A 21,744-nucleotide genomic window follows, 5' to 3' on the forward strand; every position below is an offset into this window, starting at 1 on the left:
AGAGACATTCCCCGACAGGGGCAATCCGGGCGGGCTATGGTCAAACGCGGCAAGGACGAGCGCGGCTTCTTCGGCGAGCAGCAGATGCCTTCTCTGGCTAATGCCGAAGGCATGGCCCCGAAGCCCGACTATCTTGGCCATCGCGACCGACTGCGCGAACGTTTTTCCATAGCCGGGCACCTGGCGCTTGCCGATTACGAGCTTCTGGAACTGCTGCTTTTCCGCCTGATCCCCCGATCCGACACGAAACCGGTCGCCAAGGCCTTGCTGGCGCGATTCGGCACGATGGCCGAAGTGCTGGGCGCGCCTGAAAACCTGCTGCGCGAGGTCAAGGGCATCGGGCCTGCCGTCGCTCTCGACCTGAAGATAATCGCGGCATCCGCGCACCGCATGCTGCACAGCGAATTGAAAGGCCGCGAAACGCTGTCCTCCTGGACGCAGGTGCTCGATTACTGCCGGGCGGCGATGGCCTTCGAGGAGCGCGAACAGTTCAGGATTCTTTTCCTCGACAAGAAGAACGCTCTGATCGCCGACGAGGTCCAGCAGACCGGAACGGTCGACCATACGCCGGTCTATCCGCGCGAGGTGATAAAGCGGGCGCTGGAACTGTCGGCAACCGCGGTCGTGCTGGTGCACAACCATCCCTCGGGCGACCCCACGCCCTCGCGCGCCGACATCGACATGACCAAGGAAATCGTGGAAACTGGCAAACGGCTCGGCATTGCCGTGCACGACCACCTGATCATCGGCAAGAAGGGCCATGCTTCGATGAAGGGGCTGTTGCTTATCTAGGCGATCGTCCGTTCACCAAATGGCGAAATCGGGCCCTGGTCCGATTGCCTTTCTCCCCGACTTTTGATCATTGTCTCCGCAAGCGCCTTCTTCCAGTCCAGTTTCTGCAAGACAGGATGCGGCGTAAGGCAATGCACGATATTCTCAGGCCCCTTCGGGAGAACGCGATGACGATCCACCGCTCCACCTTTCGCAAGCTCGCATTGTCGAGCTTCCTGCTTGTCCTGCCGCTGACTTCGGCTTTTGCCCAGGACACCACCGATGTTGCCGACCGTCTCAAGGCTTCCCTTGCCGCCCAGGGCATTGAGATGAACTGGACCAGGATCAGCGGTGACGCCGCCCACATGGTGCTGGAGGGCGTTACCCTCAACGCCGTTGCGGAAAAAGACAAGCTGCCCATTGGCGACATCGCGCTGGACGGCGTGACCGAGGCCGATGGCGGCTATACGATCCAGACCGTCACCACAAAGCCGTTCACCCGCACCGAAGACAAAGCGGAACTCAGCCTCAGCCCCATCGTCATCCACGAAATGACGATCCCCCCGGAAAACGCCACCGGCGAGACGGGTTCGCTGGTGCTCTACAAATCCATGGAAATCGCCAGCTTCACCGCAAAGGTCGCCGACAAGACCGCATTTTCGATGGATAATCTGGCAATCGACATCACGCCCCCGGCCGACGGCAATGCCTTGGAATTCTCGGGCAATGCCGAAAAATTCAGCGCCGACCTGACCCTGATCGACGATCCGAAATCCAAGGAAGTCATCGACGCGCTCGGTTACCAGAACATCACGGGCAGTTTCGAGATGGCCGGTTCCTGGCAGCCGTCCGACGGCAAGATGGAATTGTCCCAGTACGACATCACCGTCGACGAGGCCGGAACGCTGGGCGTTACCTTCGACGTTGGCGGCTACACGCTGGATTTCGTCAAGTCCCTGCAGGATATGCAGAAAAAGATGGCCGCCCAACCCGAGGGCGCCGACAAGAGCGCGCAGGGCATGGCCGTTCTCGGCCTGATGCAACAATTGACCTTCAACAGCACCAGCATCCGCTACGACGACGATTCACTGACCAACAAGGTTCTGGATTATGTCGGCAAGCAGCAAGGCATGTCGGCCAAGGATATCGCCAACCAGGTCAAGGCAATCATCCCGTTCGGCATGGCGCAGCTTCAGAATCCTGAACTGACGGCGCAGGTTTCCGCGGCAGTCGGCAAATTTCTCGACGACCCGCAAAGCCTTGAAATTTCCGCGCAGCCACCTTCCGCCGTACCGTTTGCCCTGATCATGGCGGGCGCCATGTCCAACCCTTATGATCTGACAAAAACACTCGGCGTCACCGTCACGGCGAACGAAGACTGACAATTACGCTCGTATTGGCGAGATCGGTTCCACGAGAAAAGGCCGCGCCCGCAGCGCGGCCTTTTCCGTTTGTGCGGGACGGTCAGGGCGTCTTCACTAATAGATGACAGGAAAAATCACCTATTACGCCTCGCCAGTATGGAATTGTTCCAAACTATGGACCATATTCGTTTTCTGTAGTGCTTTGCGAGGATATGGAATGCGCCTCACCCGCCAGACTAATTATGCGATACGCATTTTGATGTATTGCACGGCCAACAACGATCGGCTGAGCCGAATCCCGGAAATCGCCGCCGCCTATTCAGTGTCGGAACTTTTCCTGTTCAAGATATTGCAGCCGCTCGTGGAAAACGGACTGGTGGCGACTGTGCGCGGGCGCAATGGCGGCGTCAAACTCGGCCGCAGCGCCGATACCATCACCCTCTTCGACGTTGTGCGCGTGACCGAGGAAAGCTTTGCGATGGCCGAGTGTTTCGAAAACGATGCCAGCGATTGCCCGCTGATCGACCATTGTTCGCTGAATGCCGCACTGCGCGAAGCGCTCAACGCCTTCTTCGCCGTGCTGGAGAGCCACACCATCGCCGGTCTTGTAGCCGCCCGGTCAGACATGCGCGGTCTTTTGGGCATCAGCTTTCCGGAATTTCACGCCCCGGCGGCGTAGCCGCTATTTAGCAGCTTAAAGTGGCGTAGCCGCCAACTGGCGGCCTAAAGCGGCATAGCCGCCAACTAAAGCGGCGTAACGCCCGCTACAGCGCTGCCGATTGCGGCAGCACGAACGGCACGTTGCCGGCGGGCACCGCGCCAACGACCAGCCGGCAATCAAAAACCTCTTGCATGAGTTCATCGCGCAGCACCTCGCGCGGCGTACCGGCTGCGGCAAGCCGGCCGCGGTGCATAACGAAAATCCGGTCCGACACCATCGCCGTCAGGTTCAAATCGTGCAGGATGGCGATGACGCCGCCGCCGCCTTGCGCAAACTCCCGCGCAATTCCCATGATGACGAGCTGATGCTTGATGTCGAGACTGGAAACGGGCTCGTCTAGCAACAGATAGCGCGGCTGGCCCTCATGTACCGGCTCCCATACCTGGCAAAGCACGCGCGCCAGTTGCACCCGCTGCTGCTCGCCGCCGGAAAGTTCCTGATAGAAGCGCCCGGCAAAGCCATGCAGGTCCACCCGTTCCAATGCGCGCTCCGGCAGCCGCTCCGCCTCGCCCGGCAAGACGCCCGACCGGCCGCCGACGAGGCCGAGCCTGACGATCTCGCGCACGGTAAAAGGGAAAGCCAGCGCCGTCACCTGAGGGAGCACGGCGCGGATTGCCGCCGCTGCCGCAGGCTTCATCCGGGCCGTGTCGCTGCCATTGATCGTCACCCGACCGCTATGCGCCAGTTCGCCGGACAACGCCTTGAGGAATGTGGTCTTGCCCGAGCCGTTCGGGCCGACGATGGTGGCGATCTCGCCCGGCCTTGCCTCGAAATCGATGTCGGACACGATGCGCTTGCCGCCGATCGCCACCGATACACCTTCTGCACTAATCATCGCACCCTCACAGATCGACGATGCCGCGCTTGCGCAGCAACATCCAAAGGAAGAACGGCGCTCCGGCAAGCGCGGTAACGATGCCGATCGGCAGTTCCGCCGGCGCCACGATCGTACGCGCAACGGCATCGGCCAGCAGTAGCAGCGAACCGCCCAGCAAGGCGGAAGCCGGCAGCAGGTAGCGGTTGTCCGGGCCGATCATCAGCCTGAGCAGATGCGGCACCACGATGCCGACGAAGCCGATGCCGCCGCTGACGGCAACCGATGCGCCGACCGCCGCCGAAACGCCGATGATGGCCGTATATTTCAAACGCTGCACCGGAATGCCGAGATGGCCGGCCGTCGCCTCACCCAGTGCCAGCGCGTTGAGCCCGCGCGCCAAAAACGGCGTCGTCGCCAGCGCCAGCGCGATGATCGGGCCGACCGCGCCGATCTTCGACCACGTAGCCCCGGCCAGCGAACCCAGACTCCAGAATGTCAGATCGCGCAATTGCCGGTCGTCGGCCATGAAGATGAGGATGCCGGTCAGCGCCATGGCAAGGGCTGCAAGCGCGATGCCGGCAAGCAGCATCGTGGCGACCGAGGTCTGGCCTCTCCGCGTCGCGACCTGGTAAAGCACCAGTGTCGTCGCCAACCCGCCGCAGAACGCGGCCAGGGGTAGAGCGAGCACGCCGAGCAAGGCGGTCATCGGGGCCAGCACGGTCGCGCCGAGGACGATGACCGACACCGCGCCGAGGCTCGCGCCTGCCGAAACGCCGATCAGGCCGGGGTCGGCCAGCGGATTGCGAAACAGGCCCTGCATGACCGCGCCCGACACGGCAAGTGCTGCCCCCACCAGCACGCCCATGATGACGCGCGGCAGGCGAATGTCATAAACGATGAGGCGGTCGCGCGCCGTCAGCGCCGCATCGCCGGGCAGCGTGCCGAACAGCGAATGCCGAACGATCCCGACCGCCGAGGCATCGGATGCGCCGGAAGCCAGGCTGAGCAGCATGACGACAAGCAAGGCCACGCCGAGTGCCAGCGTCACCAGCCGCGCGCGCGCCTGCCGGTCGCCATCGGCGGATCTTGCGCGGGTCATGCCGGCAGGGCCGGCCATCGTTTCATCTGCCATTTAGCCTGCTCAATCGGGGTAGCCTGCTCAATCGGTGATTTTCGGGCCGTAGAGCGAAACGGCGAGATCGTGAATGGCATCGGCGGTGCGCGGCCCGAAACCAAGCAGATAGCCGCCGTCCATGCGCACCAGCTTTCGCGCCTTGCCGGCGGGCGTTGCCGCAATCGCCGGGTTTTCGAACGGATCGGCCGAACTGTCGGGACCGCCGCCCCGGTCCATCATCAGAACGATGTCGGGATTGGCGGTGAGAACGGCCTCGTCGGAAAGCTGCTTGTAGCCGGAATATCCGTCGACGGCGTTGATGCCGCCGGCAAGCGCAATGATGCCGTTTGCGGCGGTATCCGTGCCGGCAGCCATGATCTTTCCACCCTGCATCGACAGGATGAAAAGGACGCGCTTGCGCTCCTTGATGGCGCCGGTCCGGCTTTCGACGGCCTTCAGCTTGGCATCGACCGAAGCGGCCAGCGCATCCGCCTTGCTTTCCACGTCAAGCGCCTTGCCGACAATGCGGATCTTTTCGATGATCCCGGCGTGGTCAAAACTTTCCGGCACCTCGACATAGGGGATGCTGGCCTTCTTGAGCACATCGATGGCTTCCCTGGGGCCGCTGCCCTGCAGAGCCAGAATTGCCGACGGATTGGCCGAAAGCACCCCTTCGGGCGAAAGTTGGCGCATATAGCCGACATCGGGCAGCGCCAAGGCTTCGCTTGGGTAGACGCTCGTCGAATCGCGGGCCACCAGACGCCCCTGCTCGCCAAGCGCAAAGACGATTTCAGTCAGCGATCCGCCGATGGAAGCGATCTTCGATCCGGGCGGAAAGGCAACAATGTCTTCCGCCGCAAGCACGCCGGAAGACGCGAACGCCGTCAGCGAAAGACCGAGGACGGCCGCCCGCGCGAGTTTGAAAAGCGAACCCATCACACGTCTCTCAAGCAGCGCTCAAGCCTGGAACACGCGGCAGGTTTTCGGCCAGAAAACGCCAATCCTCGCGCTCCGGCTGGCCTTCATGGCGTTCGCCGAAGAACTGGATGATCAGCTTTCCGTCTTCGCCATAGGCTTCAAGCGAGGTGATGTGGCCGTCCTTGCTCGGCTTGCGCACCGCCCAAGTCTCGCGGATATGATCGAGCCGCAGATGCAGGTGGAACGTCTCGTCCAGCACGTTGATCCACGGCCCCATCGCCTTGATATTGGCAATCGGCCCGGTGTGGATCTGGATGCAGCCGCGACTGCCGACAAAACACATGATCGGCATCGCCTCCGTGGCGGCGTGGTGAAGCATCGACCCCACCGAACCGCCATCCAACTGCCACGCGTACTCCTGGCCGACCAGCCGAAGCGCCTGCCGGCGGTCGAGCTTGAGCGCGCGCAACATGCCGAAGAACTGATGCACATCGGTCAGCTTGCTCCAGCGCTCGCGCAGATCGGCAAGACCCACCGACGCATCAGGCACTTCCAGGCCATCATCGACGGCCGGAGCGCCCATAATGTCGACCCCGGCTTCCTGATTCGTCGACTCAAGCTGAGCAACCAGCTTCTGATAGGCATAGAGGTTGGATGCAGGCCGCAGATGCACCTTGTGCACGGCATCGCCCGCCTCGTCGAAAAACTGCAGGCTGCGCCTGATGTCATCGCCATCGCGCTTCTCGACGGCAAAGCCATGCGCCCAGATTTTGGGGAAAATCCGCAGGTCGATATCCTTGCCCAGCGCCATTGCGTTGTGCGTGCCGGTCACGACCTTGTCGTAGACGCCGATCTTTTCGTGCACGGCGCTTTCGTTGCGGGTCAGCGCCATCACCTCGCCAACGGCCTCAAGCCCGCTGAGCAGATCGTTGACCCGCGGTTCGAGGCGAATAACGCTGTCGCCGCAATGGGCGGCAACCAGTTCGGCCTCCGAAATGCCAAGCTGGACGGCAAGGTCGCGCTCTCGCATTTTCGGATTGTCCGACCTGGCCGTGCGGATTTCATGCGGAGCCGGTTTTACGCGCTGGTCCATGGTTTTAACCTACTTGTTGAGAATGAGCTTGCCCTGGCGGGTGATCTTGAGGCGGTAAAGAGCGCCATGGTGCTCGATGCCGATCTCGTGCTCGCCGCCGGCGAAAAGCGAATTGCTGGATAGCGTCCTGACGGAGAGCCCCTGGGTTTGCGGTTGGCGGGGAGCGACCTCCATGTCCGCGCGGCGATAGCGGCTACGGAAAGCATCAGGATTATACGTATTCATCTGCTTGGCTCCTTTCTGGACGGCCCCTCATCGGGGTCCGGCCCTTCTACAATCGCGAATTCATTCTTGACTCGAATAGTCATGTTTACTAGTCAGTGCAATACCGGACTAAATGAGTCAACATTTAAGATGCCGGCGACATGAAAAATGCCAGCAAGCGCCGGGCCAGTCCCATGCCAGCCAGCATGAACCTTGATTTATGGAGTGGGTACATGGGGTTGAACGGGGCTTTGGCCGGCAGGGTTGATGGTGCGAGACCAGCACTTCGGTCGAAAACGACCAATCGATCCATCGCGTATGGGATAAATATGCTGCTTGCCGGTGCCGCAGCGACAGCGCTTCTCACGGCATCGGCGCTGGCCCAGCAGGCTCCGGCATCCGAAACGAGCGAGAACGCCGAGCCAAAGCCGCAAGCGGCAGGCGCGACCCTTCTCGACAAGGTCCTGCTGCTCAGCCGCACTGACGAGACGGCGATCGAAAGCCTTTCATCGTCCAGCCATGTCGATCAGGAGCAGCTTGACCGGCGCATGGCGACAACGCCGGCGGGCATATTCTTCGGCGTGCCGGGCATCACCATGCAGTCCGACGCCAAGCGCGTCGCCTCCAGCGTCAACATAAGGGGCATGCAGGATTTCGGCCGCGTGCAGGTAATCGTCGACGGCGCACGGCAGGATTTCAACCGCTCCGGCCACGGCACCGGGTCCACCTTCTGGATCGATCCGGACCTCATCCAATCGGTCGACGTCATCCGCGGCCCCGTGGCCAACACATACGGCTCCGGCGCAATCGGCGGCGTCGTCTTCTTCGACACCAAGGACGCAGAAAACTTCCTCAAGCCCGGCGAAACCTGGGCCGGCTCTGTGACCGGCCGCTACGAAACCAATGGCAAGGGCTGGACCACCAGCGCCACCGGCGCCTTCCGCTTCAATGAAAATGCCGACGTGCTCGGAAACATCGTTTACCGCGACTACGACGAATACAAGGATGGCGGCGGCAACAAGGTTACCGGCTCTGGCTTCGATGTGCTCGGCGGATTGCTCAAGACCACCATTCGCCCCAGCGAAAACAGCGAATTGAAGCTCGGTTGGGTCGGGTCCAGCGATGACTGGAACGAAATTAGCGGCGGTTCTCCGAGTTCCGCCCTCGACATGAACCAGAACACCTTTACCGCCCGCTACAACATCACCGACGAGGACAAGAGCTGGCTCGATCTCCACATCAATGCCGCATACAACAAGACCGGCCTCGACCGGACCTATCTCAAGACGCTCAGCTCCGGCCAATTCGACCCGCAAACGGGCCTTCCGACCGTCATTCCGGCAGGCGCCCAGACCAACTACGACCTCGATACCGTAAGCTTTGACATCTGGAACACGTCACGCTTCGAGACCGGCTCGCTTGGCCACGAACTGACCTATGGCGGCGATCTGGTGACCGACGACATGGTGACGCTGGACCCAAGCGGCGGCCAGGACACCTACACGCCTTCCGGCAAGCGGCGGGTGAGCGGCGCCTATATTCAGGACAAGGTGACCTGGAACTGGCTCGAGGTGATCGCCGGCCTGCGCTATGACAGCTACAAGCTCGACAGCGAAACCGCCGAGAACTCCGGCGATCGCCTGTCGCCGCGCATCACCGTGGGCGTCTCGCCATTCGACACGGCGGCGCTGGAAGGCCTCCAGTTCTACGGCACCTATGCCGAGGGCTACCGCTCTCCGTCCATCACCGAGACGCTGATGAACGGTATGCATCCGAGCGGCGTGACCTTCCCGTTCCTGCCCAATCCCAATCTGACGCCGGAGACCGGCAAGACCTGGGAATTCGGCGTCAACTACAAGGCCGACGGCATCATCGAGGGTGGCGACGCGTTGCGCCTGAAGGCAGCCTATTTCAACAACGACGTGGACGATTACATTGGCTTGAACGACGGAGTCGAAGTCGGCACCAACGGTTGCGCGTTCATGCCCCTTCGCCCGATCTTTGGCGGCGGCTCCTACATCCCGATTTGCGCCCAGTACCAGAACTACGCCAATGCCAGGATCAGGGGCTTCGAGTTCGAGGGCGTCTATGATGCGTCCTGGGGCTTTGCCGGTCTTTCCGCCTCTCTCATCAGCGGCCACACGGTGGACTTCGCCGGATCGCGCGAGAGCTTGACCACGATCCCCTCCTCGCAGGTCACGGCGCAGCTTGGTTTCCGGTTCCTCGAAGACAGCCTGACGGTCGGCGGCGAGGTCCAGTACAATGGCAAGCCGAAGGGCAACGACCGCGCCGAGGACTATACGCTGGTCAACGCATTCGCCAGCTACAAGGCCAACGACAACCTCAAGGTCGATTTTCGTGTCGACAACCTCTTCGACGTGAAATACGCCAACCCTCTGAATACGACGACAACGGATATACTCTACGAACCCGGCGTCACGCTCAAGCTGGCTGCAACCATGCGCTTTGGAGGCTAGAATGTTTCATGGCTAGAGCATCGGACCGAAAAGTGGAATCCGGTTTTCGGAAAATCCGATGCTCAAACAAAAGGATAGAGCGGCAGCGCGGGTGTACCCGAGCGTCCGCCGCTCTAGATGAAACACTCTGAGGCCAAACCTTAGGAGACGACATGAAAACGGCAACCTTCGTTCTTTCGGCAGCCGTGGCTACATCCCTTGCATGGGGTGCCGTCGCGCAGGAGGCCACGCCGGCCCCTGCGCTCACCCTTGAACTGAACGGCGCGCAGCCTTCCGAGAAGGGCTGTCGCCTCACCTTCGTCGTGACCAACGATCTTGGTGCCGGGCTTTCCAAGGCCGCTTTCGAGATCGCGCTTTTCAACGAGGCAGGTGTGGTCGACCGCCTGACGGTGCTGGATTTCAAGGATTTGCCGGAGGGCAAGACCAAGGTCACCCGTTTCGACCTTTCGGGTATCGACTGCGCCAAGCTGCACCGCGTGCTGGTCAACAGCGCTACGGAATGCGTCGGCGCGGGCGTCGAACCCACAGCCTGCCTTGCACGGTTGAAGACGCAGACGAAGACACCCATTACCTTCGGCCAGTGACCGGAAATCGAGTATCGCCTTGGGACTGGAACCCTCTTTCTCGCGCAGCACGCTGGCCTGGCCCTTGGCCGGGCCGGACGCGTTGCCGCTAGAGCCCAGCGACCCGGCCCTTGTCATTCCACGCGGCGCGCTCCAAATCTCGCTACGCGATATGACCGAAGACAACACAAGCATCGACATGGGCGCAGAGCCGCTGCCCGCGCCAAAGGAGAAGCTCGGCGGGGTCCCGGCCCGGTCGGTGAACCATGCGAAAAGATGGCCGATAGCAGTCGTTGCCTCCTGCATGCTTCACGCCGCCGTCGCGATGGTTCTTCTGACCACGCCGCAATGGTGGCCCTCGCAGGACGACCCGACGCAGATCGAAGGCGCGGACCAGACCGGCATGATGGTGGCGGGCAACGCCGACGCCGATCAGGCGATGGCCGGCGACGTAACCCAGGTGACACTGGTGCCGATGGTGAATGCCAAGCCCGTGGAGATCGTCGAAGCAAAAGCGGTCGTGACCGACGAAGCCGCCCAGCCGGTCGAGCAGGCTGCCGAGCAAGCGCCCGCAACCGAGGTGCTGGAACCGGTAACGGATCTTGCCCCCGCCCCCAGCGAGATCGAGCGCGTGCAGCCGGAGACACCCGATCCGGCCGCCGCGACCACGCCTGCACCTGAAATACTCGCGGCAGCTTCGCCACAGCCGGATTCCGACAACGTCGTGCAACAGGCGGTTCAAGCCGAATCCGTCGAACCCGTGCAGGAAGCGCCGCCGCCGCAGGTGACGCAGCCCGTAACCGAGGAAGAGATAAAAACACCTGAAATCGTCGAGGCGATCCCGGAGCCCAGGCCCGTCCGCCGGGAAATGCCTGCAGAGACGCCAAAGCCGGTCGAGAAGCAGGCAAAAAAAGCTCCCGCCAAGCCGAAGCCGAGCAAACCCAAAGCCGGTTCGGGCGGCGCAAACCAGGCCGATTCCAAGCGCGGCGTGGCGAGCGGACAGATCGACGGCGAAACGGCGATCGCCAGCAAGGGAGGCGCGCGTTCTTCTGCCGCCGGCAACGCTGCGGTCTCCAACTATCCGGGCAAGGTCGCCGCAAAACTGCGGCGCGCCTCGCGCAGCCTGTCCAGGTCGGACAAGGCCAAGGCCAGCAACAACGCCCAGGTGTCCTTTGTCGTAAGCGCGCAGGGCGGCGTCGGCGCGGTGCGGCTGGTCAGGAGTTCAGGTTCGCCGGGGCTTGATGAAACCGCGCTCGCCATCATCCGGCGCGCCGCCCCCTTCCCGCCGATCCCAGCGGAAGCGGGACGTTCGAGCTGGGCATTCACCCTGCCGATCGGCCCATTTTGATCCAATTCATCTACTGCTAGAAAGGAAAGCCATGTACATCGCCATGAACCGTTTCCAGGTAAAGCCGGGCCAGGAGGAAGCCTTTGAAGACGTGTGGAAGAACCGCAAGTCGACCCTTTCTGAAATGAAGGGTTTCCAGCAGTTCCACCTGTTGCGCAGCGCCTTCAACGAGGAAAAAGGCTACACGCTGTTTGCCTCGCATACCGTTTGGGCAAGCCAGGACGATTTCGTAGCCTGGACGAAATCCGAAAACTTTCGCGACTCCCACAAGAATGCCGGCACCAGCAAGCTGACGACCTTCGGCCATCCGACGTTCGAAGGCTTTTCGGCCGTCGAAGGCGCTTGACAACGACGAAGACCCGTTGCGTTGCCGCTGCGGGTCTTCACATCGTAAGCGGAGCGCTCAGTCGCCGACTTCGTGGTTGGCCATGCGCTCCAGCGCCCGCACCAGTGCCGAGTGGTCCTCTTTCGCCCCGTCATTTGCGGCGCAGGAATTGAACAATTGCTGCGTGGTTGAGGTGTTTGGCAGCGAAATTCCGAGCGATTTTGCCCCTTCCAGCGCCAGATTGAGGTCTTTTTGGTGCAGTTCGATGCGAAAACCGGGTGAAAAAGTGCGTTTTATCATGCGTTCGCCGTGCACTTCGAGAATGCGCGAGGCCGCCAGCCCGCCCATTAGTGCCTGCCGCACCTTGGCCGGATCAGCCCCCGCTTTCGAGGCGAACACCAGCGCTTCGGCCACCGCCTCGATGGTCAGCGCCACGACGATCTGGTTCGCCACCTTGGTGGTCTGGCCAACGCTGTTCGGGCCGACCAGCGTGACGTTCTTGCCCATCTTGTCGAAGATCGGCTTTGCCCGCTCGAACGCCTTGTCCTCCCCGCCGACCATGATGGTCAGAGACGCCGCCTTGGCGCCGACCTCGCCGCCGGACACCGGCGCATCGAGATAATCACACCCCAACTCATTGATTTTTTCAGCGAATTTCTTGGTCTCGATGGGCGAAATCGAACTCATGTCGATGACCAGCTTGCCCTTCGAAAGCCCGCCGGCAACGCCGTTTTCACCGAACAGAACGTCGGCCACCTGAGGCGTATCCGGCACCATGGTGATGATGACATCGGCGGCTTTCGCGACCGCTTCGCTACTGGCGGCGGTCTTCAGGCCCTTGGCCACGAGGTCAACCGGCGGCGGGCCGCGATGGTCGCTGGTGACGACGCTGTAGCCCGCATCCAGCAGATGCCCCGCCATCGGTGCGCCCATGATGCCGAGACCGATAAAGCCGATGGCTTCCATTTTACCCTCCAATGCTCTTGCCACTACGCCGCAGCGCTTGTCCTGCCGTTCAGTTCGCGAAACCAGCCAAGCCCCGCTTCGGTGCCGGCCTTCGGCTTGTATTCGGCCCCGATCCAGCCGTCGTAACCGATGCGATCGATATGCTCGTAGAGGAACGGATAATTGATCTCGCCCGTCCCCGGCTCGTGACGGCCGGGATTGTCCGCAAGCTGGATATGCACGATGCGGCCGAGGTTTTCCTCGATGGTTCGGGCGAGATCCCCCTCCATGATCTGCATGTGATAGATGTCGTACTGGAAATAGAGATTGCCCGAGCCGACGCGGTCGATGATCGCCAGCGCCTGCTTCGAGGTATTGAGGAAGAAGCCCGGAATATCGCGCGTATTGATCGCCTCGATCAGCAGTTTCACGCCGGCCTTTTCCAGCCTGTCGGCGGCGAATTTCAAATTCTCCACGAACACATCCTCGACCTGGCCGTAGGCCACGCCCGCCGGCGCGATGCCCGCCAGGCAATTGACCTGCGGACAGCCGAGCGCTTCGGCATAGGCGATGGCGGTGTCGACGCTGGCCCGAAATTCATCGACCCGGTCCGCCAGCACGGCAATGCCGCGCTCGCCGCCGGCCCAGTTTCCAGATGGCAGGTTGAACAGCACTTGGCTGAGGCCGTTCTTCCTCAACCGCGCGGCCACCTCCTCCGGCGTATGGTCGTAGGGCCCGAGATATTCCACCCCCTTGAAGCCGGCTCCTGCGGCGGCATCGAAGCGGTCGAGAAAGGCATGCTCCTGAAACAGCATGGACAAATTGGCTGAAAATCTAGGCATGTGTGTTTCCTCTTAGTCGAGCATGACGATGGCGGTCGGCGCATCCTCATTGTGTTCGGCAAGGTCCTCGAATTCGGTGATATTGTCGATCTCGGTGCCCATGGAAATGTTCGTGACCCGCTCCAGGATGAACTCGAGCACGACCGGAACCGAAAACTCCTTCATCAGGCGTTCCGCTTCCTTGAAGGCCCCGGCAAACTCTTCGGGCCGACGCACGCGCACCGCCTTGCAGCCCATCGCTTCGGCGACTGCGACATGGTCGACGCCGTAGCCGACTTCCGCGTGACCAACCGTGTTGACGTTCTCGAAGGCGAGGCTGACCTCGTAATCCATTGAAAAACCACGCTGCGACTGGCGGATCAGGCCGAGATAAGCATTGTTCACGACGACATGGATGTAGGGCAGCTTATGTTGCGCGCCGGCCGCCAGTTCCTCGATCATGAACTGGAAATCATAGTCGCCGGACAGCGCGACGATATGGGCGTCGGGCTTGGCCGCACGCACGCCGAGCGCTGCCGGCAGCGTCCAGCCTAGCGGACCGGCCTGCCCGCAATTGATCCAGTTGCGCGGCTTGTAGACATGCAGGAACTGCGCGCCGGCAATCTGGCTGAGCCCGATCGTGGTGACATAGGTGGTGTCGCGTGGGAACGCCTTGTTCATCTCCTCGTAGATGCGCTGCGGCTTGAGCGGCACCTGGTCGAAATGCGTCTTGCGCTTCATCGTCTTCTTGCGCGCCTGGCATTCTTTCGCCCAGCCCGACCAGTCACGCAGTTTCCCTGCCGTCTTCCACTCTGTGGCAACGTCGAGCAGCATTTTCAGCGCCGCGCCCGCATCGGAAACGACGCCGAGGTCCGGCGCAAAGACGCGGCCGATCTGCGTCGGCTCGATATCGACATGAACGAATTTTTTCCCCTTGGTATAGACGTTCACCGAACCGGTGTGGCGGTTGGCCCAGCGGTTGCCGATGCCGATCACGAAATCGGCTTCCAGCATCGTGGCGTTGCCGTAGCGGTGCGAGGTCTGCAGGCCGCACATGCCGGCCATCAAACGGTGGTCGTCGGGGATCGTACCCCAGCCCATCAGTGTCGGGATGACCGGTACGCCGGTGATCTCGGCAAATTCGATCAACAGATCGGAAGCGTCGGCATTGATGATGCCGCCACCGGCAACGATCAGCGGTTTTTGTGCCGCGTTCAACATCGCCAGCGCCTTCTCGGCCTGGCCACGGGTCATGGTCGGCTTGAAGGGGATCATCGGCTCATAGGCATCGATATCGAACTCGATCTCGGCAAGTTGCACATCGACCGGCAGATCGACCAGAACCGGACCGGGGCGCGAAGAGCGCATCAAATGGAACGCCTTCTGCAACACCATCGGAACCAGATAAGGCTCCATGACCGTGACCGCCCATTTGGTGACCGGCGCTGCGATCGCCGCGATATCGACCGCCTGAAAATCTTCCTTGTTGAGCCGCGCGCGGGGCGCCTGGCCGGTGATGCACAGGATCGGGATCGAATCCGCCGCCGCCGAATAAAGCCCGGTGATCATGTCCGTGCCGGCCGGACCGGACGTGCCGATGCACAGGCCGATATTGCCGGACGCGGCACGGGTATAACCTTCGGCCATGTGCGAGGCCGCCTCGACATGGCGGGCGAGAATGTGGCGAACCGTGCCCCTCGCCTTCAGCGCCGCATAGAATGGATTGATCGCGGCCCCCGGCACGCCGAAGCCGCAGGTGATGCCTTCTTTTTCGAGCACGTGAACCGCCGCATCGACAGCGCGCATCTTTGCCATTTCGAACCCTCCATCATCGTTTGATAAAGCGATCCTGCCAGCGTCCCGTTCATTTTTCAATTTTTTCAGAATAATTTTTCATTATTTAAAATGTGGGTCTATATTTTGATTCCATTGGCGTTTTCATTTTTCATCGTGGCGACCACCACATCGAATGAAAAACTTTTTTATTGCATGCGCAACCGAATTGAGAGCAAATCGATACATGGAAGCACCTGAAAAACGCCAGCGCGGACGCCCGCGCGCCTTCAACGGACCGGCCGAGGCCACTTCCGTCCAGTCGCTCGACCGCGCCTTGCGCATCCTCGCCATCGTCGCCGAAGGCTCGGGCCTTTCGCTGACGGAGATCGCCGAGGCTTCCAGCATTGCCGCCTCGACGGCCTACCGGATGCTGACCACGCTGGAAAACCACGGCATGGTCGAGTTCGACAAGACGGACCAGCTCTGGTCCATCGGCGTCGAGACCTACCGCATGGGCGCAGCCTTCCTGCGCCGTCGAAAGCTGGTCGACCGCGCCCGAATTGTCATGCAGGAATTGATGGAAAAGACCGGCGAGACCGCCAATCTGGGGCTGGCGGAAGACGATTGCGTGGTTTTCGTCAGTCAGGTGGAGACGCACCAGACCATCCGCGCTTTCTTCCGCCCCGGCACGCACACGGCGTTCCATGCCTCGGGCATCGGCAAGGCGGTGCTGGCGCATCTCGACGGCGACCGGGTCGCCGTCATTGCCCGCAAGGCCGGGCTGGAAGCCTTCACCGACAGGACGCTGTCCACCCTGCCCGCCCTCGCACATGACCTCGAAGCAATCAGGCAACGCGGCTGGTCCGTGGACGACGAGGAGCGCAATCTCGGCATGCGCTGCGTCGCCGCCGCCATCTTCAACGAATTCGGCGAGCCGATCGGCGGCGTTTCGGTTTCTGGCCCAACCGTCAGGGTCACGCCGGAGCGTGTCGTCCAGATCGGTCCGGTGGTGCGGGACGCAGCAGCGCAAATAACCGCCATGATCGGCGGAATGGAAGCGCCTTGAGGCCGGCTTCCAGGAGTGAAGCCGCCGGCAGCCATGCCCTAAATCAGAAATGGACTTTACTGGCGCGGCAAATATGCTAACCGGTGCGCGATGCCCTTGTAGCTCAGCTGGTAGAGCAGCGGTTTTGTAAACGGAGGGCCTGGGAGTCAAAGACGAGTCGGATCATGCGCTTAACGTTCGCGCGATCCGATCAAGTACCGAATAGGCACCGAGATCGGTGTCCGCCGGAGCCGGCGTAGCACAGCGGTAGTGCAGCGGTTTTGTAAACCGAAGGTCGGGAGTTCGATCCTCTCCGCCGGCACCATTCCTCCCTTTCTTATCGCGCACGCTAGACACGAGGCCGGGTGTTTCGGAACCCAGTGCCGCTGAGCAAGCAGCCGTAGCTCTGCAGCCAGTGGCCCGAGACCGATGTGGATTGTCATAGCCTTTTTCCACCAGGCAAGGCGTTTCCTTCGGGGATGCGGCCCGGCACCATAGCTCCTACATGACCTCCCAGCCGGCAATGCTGGCCCCACGACACGTAGGGGGGCCGATTTTGAGCGCTTGAGCGCCACACTGTTCGGAATATTGTAGAGAAATGTACCGAATCCTTGCGCAAGACGGGCTCTCGATATACAAAAAATGTAGCTTGGAGCCTCCATATGAACGAAGAAGATCGGCGCGCAAATTTCGTGAGGTTGGCAGAGGGGCGGACGCAAGCAGCGCTCGATGCCATTCGCAAGCTCGGCAATTTGTCGAACAGGCGGGCCTACGAATTCACGGAAGCGGATATCCGGAAGATCGGTAAGGCGTTGAAGGAGGCGGTCACTGATCTTGAGAGGCGGTTTGGTTCGTCGACTGACGTATCCGATAGCTTTAAGTTGTAGCCTTTGGGGGGAATATGCGTTCAGAGCATCTCGGGATTGGGGACCGCACCTTCCTCATCAATCGTCTCATCCAGCAGGCGCCAATCAACACGCTGATCCGTGAATTCTTTAAGAATGCAGATGAGAATGCCGCTCTGGCGCCCGAAGGTCATCGCACGATCGAGATACTCCCAACGGTCATCAACGGTGTGCGCAAGCTGACCTTTTGGAACACCGGTGTCGGTATGTCGGCTGCGGAATTGAAAACAGCAACCGAACTTAGCGCATCGGTTAACAAGCTAATGTCGCTAGACGGCAATTTTGGCATCGGTGCGAAAGTGTCCGGGCTCGCAGCATCGCCCGACGGCATCCGCTATCGTTCTTGCAAGGATGGTGAGGTGAACGAGGTCACCATCGGCTACGACGAAGACGAGGAAACTTACGTTCGTTTCGCAGTTCAATTATCGGATGGCAGCAGCGAGTCCATCTATGACGTCACCTCGACTGTTTTAGCCGAAGGGAAAGCCGTCGACGAGGACTGGACCGAGGTGGTGCTATTCGGCGAAGCGCCGGGGCACGACACTGTTGCCGAACCAATTGGTGCCGGCGTCGACGTCGACCGAAGTTTCATAGCTACATCCATTTTTCGTCGCTTTGTACAGTTTTCTCCGGGCGTTCAGGTTCGTGTCGATGTTGCAATGACAAAAGGCGGCGGTAAAGACGAGACTGGCAGGTTTCGCCAATTGAAGACCCTAGACGACGTACTTGATCGTCTCCCTCGGTACGAAGATGTTGCGGACGACTTATCTGGAATTACTGTCCGCTACATTCATGATCCGAAACATGAGGGGTCGAGCCACACCTATAGCGCCCGCGCAAACGCCGCAACGGGTTCCACCACTTTTTGTGCGCTGGTCTATCGGGACGAGCGCTACGATTTCCGAACCCAGAAGGTTTGGTCCTCAGTTGCACCTATCTTCGGCATCCCATTCGGCTCAAAGGTGCTCACCATTGAGATTCGCCTTCCAGATCAGGCTGCCTTTCCGAGTCAGTATCGGGATTCGCTAACGTGGCGCCATGACAGGTCTCCTCTCACCGCTGATCACTACGCCTATTTGGTCCGCGAATTGATGCCCGACTGGGTCAAGGATGTGATCCGCAGTGAATCCCCTGATAGCGCAGATGACCTTATTGACCTTCAATCGGACCTGCAGACGCTACTCGATGAATTGCGAGTTCCTACCAAAGTCATGAAGCGCACGCCGGAGCCGGCAGCATTTACGGAACCAAACTCAGCCGGCATGGCGGAACCAGAAGCGACAACTCTGCTATCGGAGCAGGATGAAGACAGCCCCGAAGGGATGGTGCCGCCGACCAAACGGAACGAACCACGGGCTTCAAAGTCGCGTGTGCGTTATGCACCTGACGGCGCCACCGCCTCTAAGCTGACACGTGCGCTGGAGCGCGCTCCCGAGATCAAAATCTTGACTGATCCTGATGAAATTTCAGATCGTGGTCTCAAAGGAAGGGCCGCTAGGTTTTATGGTGAGGTCCAAACGCTCTTCGTTAACGGGCTTTATCCGGTAGTCACGAAGATGGCGGACGAGTTAGCCAACGAATTCAGCGATGCCGAGGACCCAGATGAAGCGCGCTCAATTGCTCTTCAAGCGTCTCAGCGGACACTTGCCTATCGTGTTGGCAAGGCAACCTGCTTTGCGCTCGCCAAACGATTGCTTGATGACTGGTCAACAGAGGACCTGGAGCGGGCCACATCCCCCGAATCTTTGTCGATGGCGGCCGACGACTATCGTCAAAGCCTAGCCCCTGGCCGTAAATGGGTCAAGGATCGGATACGCTTGGCTAGTGTCACCGCACTTGGATAACCAGAAGTAGTTGAATGGCAACGTACCTGAGAATTTGATCTAGGGGATACGCTGAATGGAGATCGCGGAATTAAGGATCGAAGGGTTCCGCGGAATCAACGTCGGTAGCATCCGATTTGGACCCCACACGGTTCTTGTCGGATCGAATAACTGTGGCAAGACAACCATCATCGAAGCCATGGCTCTCCTCTTCGGTCGCGATCGCATGGTCCGGTCCCTGACTGAGCACGATTTCTATGGCGGCTGCCCTGAGCCAGCAGACCGAATACGGCTCATAGCAACAATTGTCGGGTTCGCAGGAAACGAACCGGTCGAACATCACGAGTGGTTCCGCGAAGATCGGGCGATCGTGCTGGCGATAGCGAACAGCGACCTGGCGCACGTCAGCTTCGGACGGCTCTCGCCTGCGGTCGAAACGCTCGGCTATCAAGATCAGAACGCCGCCGACGACCGCCGCCCCGTGCCAGGTGGCGATGCCCGCATAAATCCAAGTCATGGCGACGGAAAGAAAGCCCAAGGGCATCCACCGGATCGATTGGCCTGTAGAGTATCGTCTACATTGGCGTTTGCGAATCTAAATGTGACGATGAGTCCGTGGACGATTAGTCAACATTCCAGCGTCATGCGGGGATGGCGGATTACGCAAAAATCCTGGCAGGAAACGTGAAGGCGGTGCGCAAGGCGCTCGACCTCTCGCAGGAAGCGCTTGCCTTGGAGACGGAGATCGCCCGGACCTACATTTCCGGCATTGAACGGGCCAAGCGCAATCCGTCACTCACCTTGATCGTCAAGCTGGCCGAACGGCTCAAGACTACCCCTGCGGCGCTGCTGACACCGGCAAAGAAGTGCCCGCCTTCAGTCTTTCAGGATTTTGGCGTTTCGGACGGTAGCCAGACCATCCATGACGGCCAGCTTTACGAAGTCGGCTGGCGCCTGCTTTGAATGCCCGTCATTGAGCGCCCTGATATAGGGCAGGCTGTTCGAGATATGGATCGAGCTATTTTTGCTGATGTCGAATTGCTCGATCACGGCTTCAGCCTTCTCGATGGCCACCTCGGCATTGGCCGTTGCCGTGCTGCCCTTCACGCCTGGGACATGCGCCGGAAACAGCCCGGCGAAGGTGGCATCCATTTGAGCAGTCCAGTTGCTGCGCGCCCTGCCGGTATCGACCGGCGTGTTCGAGATGACGCTCCGGGCGACCGCACCGGCGCAGTCTTTCACCGCGTGCTCGACGCCTCCTTCGACCTCGATAGAAATTCGGCTCATGCGCTTGGAAAAACCGTCAAGTCCGGCCATGATCTACCTCTGCTTTCCGCGCTTGGGTCCGAAGTGCAGGCGCTCGATGCTCGCCCGTCGCGCACGACGCCCAACGGCCGCCTTGTCTTCGGGCCAAACCTCCTTGCGGAAATAGACGCCTTCCTCGCGCGGCTCGTAGCCAAAGATCAGCAATAGGCCGGTGGTCGCGCGACACGACTCCTGGGTGAAGTCATCGAGGTCGCCACCGAAGGCGAGATGCACGTCGAGCGGGTCGGTGATGGCGCAGCCGGCCAGCCTTTCCCGCACGAAGCCCTCGTAATGGCGAAGCTTGGTCGAATAGTTCAGACCCGGCACGCCGAAAAAGCTGAGGTAGTTGCCATCCGCCATGGTCAAGTCCCCCGTAGGAATGAGCCGCCCCGATCAAGGTTCGGCCAGGTGGATTGCACCCGCGCACCGACCGGCAGGCCACTGACAAAGGCGGCGGGCGCGGAGGTGAGATCAACGGACGACCAGCCGACGAGCGCATTCGGTTCAAAGCCTTAAGCCGCCGCTGGCGTTGGCCGTACACTGGATGACGCGCTCTTGTTCCCATAGAAAAGGCGGCCCGAGGACCGCCTTTTCCAATTCCCATTGATCATCGCTTAGTAAGGCGAATAGCACTGCTTCCGAGGCCCGTTGTAGGGCTGGAACGTGTTGTCCGAAGCCCGATAGGACCGATACTGGCCGTAGCACCATTGAACGTGAGCATTGCCGCCGCGACGTTCGCGATAGACCGGTGCCGGCTGGTTAGCGATTGCGCCGCCGATGATCGCGCCTAAGCCGAATGCAGCCAGCGGGTACCAAAGCCCATCATTGTGACGACGATAACCATGGCGCTTATGCCGCTCGCCGCGATGGCCTTTCCAGTAGCCCCTTCGGTTATGGTCCCTTTGATAACGGGAGCTATGGTTCCGGTTTTTCCTACGCCACTCGTCCCGGTACTGAACAGTCTGAACTTGGGAAAAGCTCTCTACTTTTGGCATCATTGGATGCCGCAACAGACGGAACAGCGGGCACCAGTCCAAATGTAAGACTGAGAGACCCAGCGCAAAGCGCAGACACGAACTTCTTCATAGCAACCTCCAATCAGGTAAAAGCGATCCTGACTGGTTAAACTGTCCTGGCTGAATAAGCCATGAACGGGTCGTTCATGCGCGGCACTGGCACTCCCAAACAGCAAGTGCCGGGTCTGTTTTTACGTTGACGATCTGATTCGTCGCGCTGCGGCAATCTTGCCTTCAAGCGGCGACGTCATGCCCGGACAGCCTTGCCAAGTAGTGCGGGGCCACGGCTGATCGACAGGAGCGACGAAAGGATATGCTGCGGTGTTCATGGCTTCTCCCTGTCGAAAATCATGTCGCGGGATTCTACCCTTGCGACAAAAGGCTGGCCCTGTG

Annotated in this window: 22 protein-coding genes, 1 tRNA gene and 1 pseudogene; 13 read left to right on the forward strand and 11 right to left on the reverse strand. The window is 60.6% G+C overall.

The genetic code is table 11. The annotated features are described in order from the left end of the window. Window positions 1-36 precede the first annotated feature (36 nt). The 3 genes from radC (at window position 37) to rirA (ending at window position 2,814) form a co-directional block, all read left to right on the forward strand. Window positions 37-792 carry a RadC family protein gene (radC, locus tag ACX3P1_RS05420; RefSeq protein WP_459078523.1) on the forward strand — a complete coding sequence of 252 codons (756 nt, stop codon included), beginning with the start codon at window positions 37-39 and terminating at the stop codon, window positions 790-792. A gap of 167 nt (window positions 793-959) precedes the next feature. After that, a complete protein-coding gene (locus ACX3P1_RS05425) occupies window positions 960-2,153 on the forward strand; it encodes a hypothetical protein (protein ID WP_459078524.1) in 1,194 nt (397 codons plus the stop codon). 199 nt (window positions 2,154-2,352) lie between these two features. Then, window positions 2,353-2,814, forward strand: a complete 462-nt coding sequence (gene rirA, locus ACX3P1_RS05430; protein ID WP_459078525.1) for an iron-responsive transcriptional regulator RirA — start codon at window positions 2,353-2,355, stop codon at window positions 2,812-2,814. 85 nt (window positions 2,815-2,899) lie between these two features. Here rirA and ACX3P1_RS05435 read toward each other — a convergent pair whose 3' ends face one another. Genes ACX3P1_RS05435 through hemP form a run of 5 tightly spaced genes read right to left on the reverse strand, consistent with a single transcriptional unit; the run spans window position 2,900 to window position 7,023 of the window. Continuing rightward, window positions 2,900-3,691 carry a heme ABC transporter ATP-binding protein gene (locus ACX3P1_RS05435; protein WP_459078526.1) on the reverse strand — a complete coding sequence of 264 codons (792 nt, stop codon included), beginning with the start codon at window positions 3,689-3,691 and terminating at the stop codon, window positions 2,900-2,902. Between the two features lie 7 nt (window positions 3,692-3,698). Beyond that, the gene (locus tag ACX3P1_RS05440) at window positions 3,699-4,805 is read right to left on the reverse strand and encodes a FecCD family ABC transporter permease (protein WP_459078527.1); all 1,107 of its coding nucleotides are present in this window, start codon (window positions 4,803-4,805) and stop codon (window positions 3,699-3,701) included. A gap of 27 nt (window positions 4,806-4,832) precedes the next feature. Continuing rightward, on the reverse strand, window positions 4,833-5,723 hold the full coding sequence (locus ACX3P1_RS05445) for a heme/hemin ABC transporter substrate-binding protein (RefSeq protein ID WP_459078528.1): 891 nt from the start codon (window positions 5,721-5,723) through the stop codon (window positions 4,833-4,835). A gap of 10 nt (window positions 5,724-5,733) precedes the next feature. Next, entirely contained in the window at window positions 5,734-6,798 is a 1,065-nt protein-coding gene (locus ACX3P1_RS05450; RefSeq protein WP_459078529.1) for a hemin-degrading factor, read from the reverse strand. Between the two features lie 9 nt (window positions 6,799-6,807). Beyond that, window positions 6,808-7,023 carry a hemin uptake protein HemP gene (gene hemP, locus ACX3P1_RS05455; protein ID WP_459078530.1) on the reverse strand — a complete coding sequence of 72 codons (216 nt, stop codon included), beginning with the start codon at window positions 7,021-7,023 and terminating at the stop codon, window positions 6,808-6,810. 308 nt (window positions 7,024-7,331) lie between these two features. Here hemP and ACX3P1_RS05460 point away from each other — a divergent pair, with 308 nt between their 5' ends. The 4 genes from ACX3P1_RS05460 to ACX3P1_RS05475 all read left to right on the forward strand — a co-directional run bounded on the left by ACX3P1_RS05460 (window position 7,332) and on the right by ACX3P1_RS05475 (window position 11,736). Further along, on the forward strand, window positions 7,332-9,479 hold the full coding sequence (locus ACX3P1_RS05460) for a TonB-dependent hemoglobin/transferrin/lactoferrin family receptor (RefSeq protein ID WP_459078531.1): 2,148 nt from the start codon (window positions 7,332-7,334) through the stop codon (window positions 9,477-9,479). A 152-nt stretch (window positions 9,480-9,631) separates the two neighbouring features. Next, entirely contained in the window at window positions 9,632-10,063 is a 432-nt protein-coding gene (locus ACX3P1_RS05465) for a hypothetical protein (protein ID WP_459078532.1), read from the forward strand. 19 nt (window positions 10,064-10,082) lie between these two features. Beyond that, a complete protein-coding gene (locus ACX3P1_RS05470; protein ID WP_459078533.1) occupies window positions 10,083-11,390 on the forward strand; it encodes an energy transducer TonB family protein in 1,308 nt (435 codons plus the stop codon). A 31-nt stretch (window positions 11,391-11,421) separates the two neighbouring features. Then, window positions 11,422-11,736, forward strand: coding sequence for an antibiotic biosynthesis monooxygenase family protein (locus tag ACX3P1_RS05475; RefSeq protein WP_459078534.1), 315 nt, complete (start codon window positions 11,422-11,424; stop codon window positions 11,734-11,736). 57 nt (window positions 11,737-11,793) lie between these two features. Here the strand turns inward: ACX3P1_RS05475 and ACX3P1_RS05480 are convergent, their stop codons facing one another. Genes ACX3P1_RS05480 through gcl form a run of 3 tightly spaced genes read right to left on the reverse strand, consistent with a single transcriptional unit; the run spans window position 11,794 to window position 15,296 of the window. Next, entirely contained in the window at window positions 11,794-12,681 is an 888-nt protein-coding gene (locus ACX3P1_RS05480) for a 2-hydroxy-3-oxopropionate reductase (RefSeq protein WP_459078535.1), read from the reverse strand. Between the two features lie 23 nt (window positions 12,682-12,704). Next, a complete protein-coding gene (otnI, locus tag ACX3P1_RS05485) occupies window positions 12,705-13,502 on the reverse strand; it encodes a 2-oxo-tetronate isomerase (protein ID WP_459078536.1) in 798 nt (265 codons plus the stop codon). 12 nt (window positions 13,503-13,514) lie between these two features. After that, window positions 13,515-15,296 (reverse strand): glyoxylate carboligase, encoded by a 1,782-nt coding sequence (gene gcl, locus ACX3P1_RS05490; protein ID WP_459078537.1) that lies wholly within the window; start codon window positions 15,294-15,296, stop codon window positions 13,515-13,517. A 205-nt stretch (window positions 15,297-15,501) separates the two neighbouring features. On the opposite strand from gcl, the gene bhcR reads away from it, so the two are divergent. The 6 genes from bhcR (at window position 15,502) to ACX3P1_RS05520 (ending at window position 19,993) form a co-directional block, all read left to right on the forward strand. Further along, window positions 15,502-16,323: an HTH-type transcriptional regulator BhcR gene (gene bhcR / locus ACX3P1_RS05495; RefSeq protein WP_459078538.1), complete on the forward strand. Its 822-nt coding sequence runs from the start codon at window positions 15,502-15,504 to the stop codon at window positions 16,321-16,323. 229 nt (window positions 16,324-16,552) lie between these two features. Next, a tRNA-Thr gene (locus ACX3P1_RS05500) sits at window positions 16,553-16,627 on the forward strand. Between the two features lie 337 nt (window positions 16,628-16,964). After that, a complete protein-coding gene (locus ACX3P1_RS05505; RefSeq protein ID WP_459078539.1) occupies window positions 16,965-17,189 on the forward strand; it encodes a hypothetical protein in 225 nt (74 codons plus the stop codon). A 14-nt stretch (window positions 17,190-17,203) separates the two neighbouring features. Next, the gene (locus ACX3P1_RS05510; RefSeq protein ID WP_459078540.1) at window positions 17,204-19,051 is read left to right on the forward strand and encodes a hypothetical protein; all 1,848 of its coding nucleotides are present in this window, start codon (window positions 17,204-17,206) and stop codon (window positions 19,049-19,051) included. A gap of 55 nt (window positions 19,052-19,106) precedes the next feature. Continuing rightward, window positions 19,107-19,718 carry an ATP-dependent nuclease gene (locus ACX3P1_RS05515; protein ID WP_459078541.1) on the forward strand — a complete coding sequence of 204 codons (612 nt, stop codon included), beginning with the start codon at window positions 19,107-19,109 and terminating at the stop codon, window positions 19,716-19,718. Continuing rightward, a complete protein-coding gene (locus ACX3P1_RS05520) occupies window positions 19,715-19,993 on the forward strand; it encodes a helix-turn-helix domain-containing protein (protein WP_459078542.1) in 279 nt (92 codons plus the stop codon). Before ACX3P1_RS05515 ends, ACX3P1_RS05520 begins: the two co-directional genes overlap by 4 nt. Here the strand turns inward: ACX3P1_RS05520 and ACX3P1_RS05525 are convergent. From ACX3P1_RS05525 to ACX3P1_RS05535, 3 genes and pseudogenes are all read right to left on the reverse strand, one after another. Further along, window positions 19,907-20,347: an HK97 gp10 family phage protein gene (locus tag ACX3P1_RS05525; protein ID WP_459078543.1), complete on the reverse strand. Its 441-nt coding sequence runs from the start codon at window positions 20,345-20,347 to the stop codon at window positions 19,907-19,909. The genes ACX3P1_RS05520 and ACX3P1_RS05525 overlap by 87 nt on opposite strands. A gap of 3 nt (window positions 20,348-20,350) precedes the next feature. Continuing rightward, window positions 20,351-20,695 (reverse strand): hypothetical protein, encoded by a 345-nt coding sequence (locus ACX3P1_RS05530; RefSeq protein ID WP_459078544.1) that lies wholly within the window; start codon window positions 20,693-20,695, stop codon window positions 20,351-20,353. 254 nt (window positions 20,696-20,949) lie between these two features. Then, a pseudogene (locus ACX3P1_RS05535) lies at window positions 20,950-21,421 on the reverse strand (BA14K family protein). Window positions 21,422-21,744 lie beyond the last annotated feature (323 nt).

The organism is Mesorhizobium sp. A623, from assembly GCF_054489405.1.

Bases quoted from the DNA above. Each gene is read 5' to 3' on its own strand.
- radC (WP_459078523.1), top strand. From the start codon at position 37: ATGGTCAAACGCGGCAAGGACGAGCGCGGCTTCTTCGGCGAGCAGCAG.
- ACX3P1_RS05425 (WP_459078524.1), top strand. From the start codon at position 960: ATGACGATCCACCGCTCCACCTTTCGCAAGCTCGCATTGTCGAGCTTC.
- rirA (WP_459078525.1), top strand. From the start codon at position 2,353: ATGCGCCTCACCCGCCAGACTAATTATGCGATACGCATTTTGATGTAT.
- ACX3P1_RS05435 (WP_459078526.1), bottom strand. From the start codon at position 3,691: ATGATTAGTGCAGAAGGTGTATCGGTGGCGATCGGCGGCAAGCGCATC.
- ACX3P1_RS05440 (WP_459078527.1), bottom strand. From the start codon at position 4,805: ATGGCAGATGAAACGATGGCCGGCCCTGCCGGCATGACCCGCGCAAGA.
- ACX3P1_RS05445 (WP_459078528.1), bottom strand. From the start codon at position 5,723: ATGGGTTCGCTTTTCAAACTCGCGCGGGCGGCCGTCCTCGGTCTTTCG.
- ACX3P1_RS05450 (WP_459078529.1), bottom strand. From the start codon at position 6,798: ATGGACCAGCGCGTAAAACCGGCTCCGCATGAAATCCGCACGGCCAGG.
- hemP (WP_459078530.1), bottom strand. From the start codon at position 7,023: ATGAATACGTATAATCCTGATGCTTTCCGTAGCCGCTATCGCCGCGCG.
- ACX3P1_RS05460 (WP_459078531.1), top strand. From the start codon at position 7,332: ATGCTGCTTGCCGGTGCCGCAGCGACAGCGCTTCTCACGGCATCGGCG.
- ACX3P1_RS05465 (WP_459078532.1), top strand. From the start codon at position 9,632: ATGAAAACGGCAACCTTCGTTCTTTCGGCAGCCGTGGCTACATCCCTT.
- ACX3P1_RS05475 (WP_459078534.1), top strand. From the start codon at position 11,422: ATGTACATCGCCATGAACCGTTTCCAGGTAAAGCCGGGCCAGGAGGAA.
- ACX3P1_RS05480 (WP_459078535.1), bottom strand. From the start codon at position 12,681: ATGGAAGCCATCGGCTTTATCGGTCTCGGCATCATGGGCGCACCGATG.
- otnI (WP_459078536.1), bottom strand. From the start codon at position 13,502: ATGCCTAGATTTTCAGCCAATTTGTCCATGCTGTTTCAGGAGCATGCC.
- gcl (WP_459078537.1), bottom strand. From the start codon at position 15,296: ATGGCAAAGATGCGCGCTGTCGATGCGGCGGTTCACGTGCTCGAAAAA.
- bhcR (WP_459078538.1), top strand. From the start codon at position 15,502: ATGGAAGCACCTGAAAAACGCCAGCGCGGACGCCCGCGCGCCTTCAAC.
- ACX3P1_RS05505 (WP_459078539.1), top strand. From the start codon at position 16,965: ATGAACGAAGAAGATCGGCGCGCAAATTTCGTGAGGTTGGCAGAGGGG.
- ACX3P1_RS05510 (WP_459078540.1), top strand. From the start codon at position 17,204: ATGCGTTCAGAGCATCTCGGGATTGGGGACCGCACCTTCCTCATCAAT.
- ACX3P1_RS05515 (WP_459078541.1), top strand. From the start codon at position 19,107: ATGGAGATCGCGGAATTAAGGATCGAAGGGTTCCGCGGAATCAACGTC.
- ACX3P1_RS05525 (WP_459078543.1), bottom strand. From the start codon at position 20,347: ATGGCCGGACTTGACGGTTTTTCCAAGCGCATGAGCCGAATTTCTATC.
- ACX3P1_RS05530 (WP_459078544.1), bottom strand. From the start codon at position 20,695: ATGGCGGATGGCAACTACCTCAGCTTTTTCGGCGTGCCGGGTCTGAAC.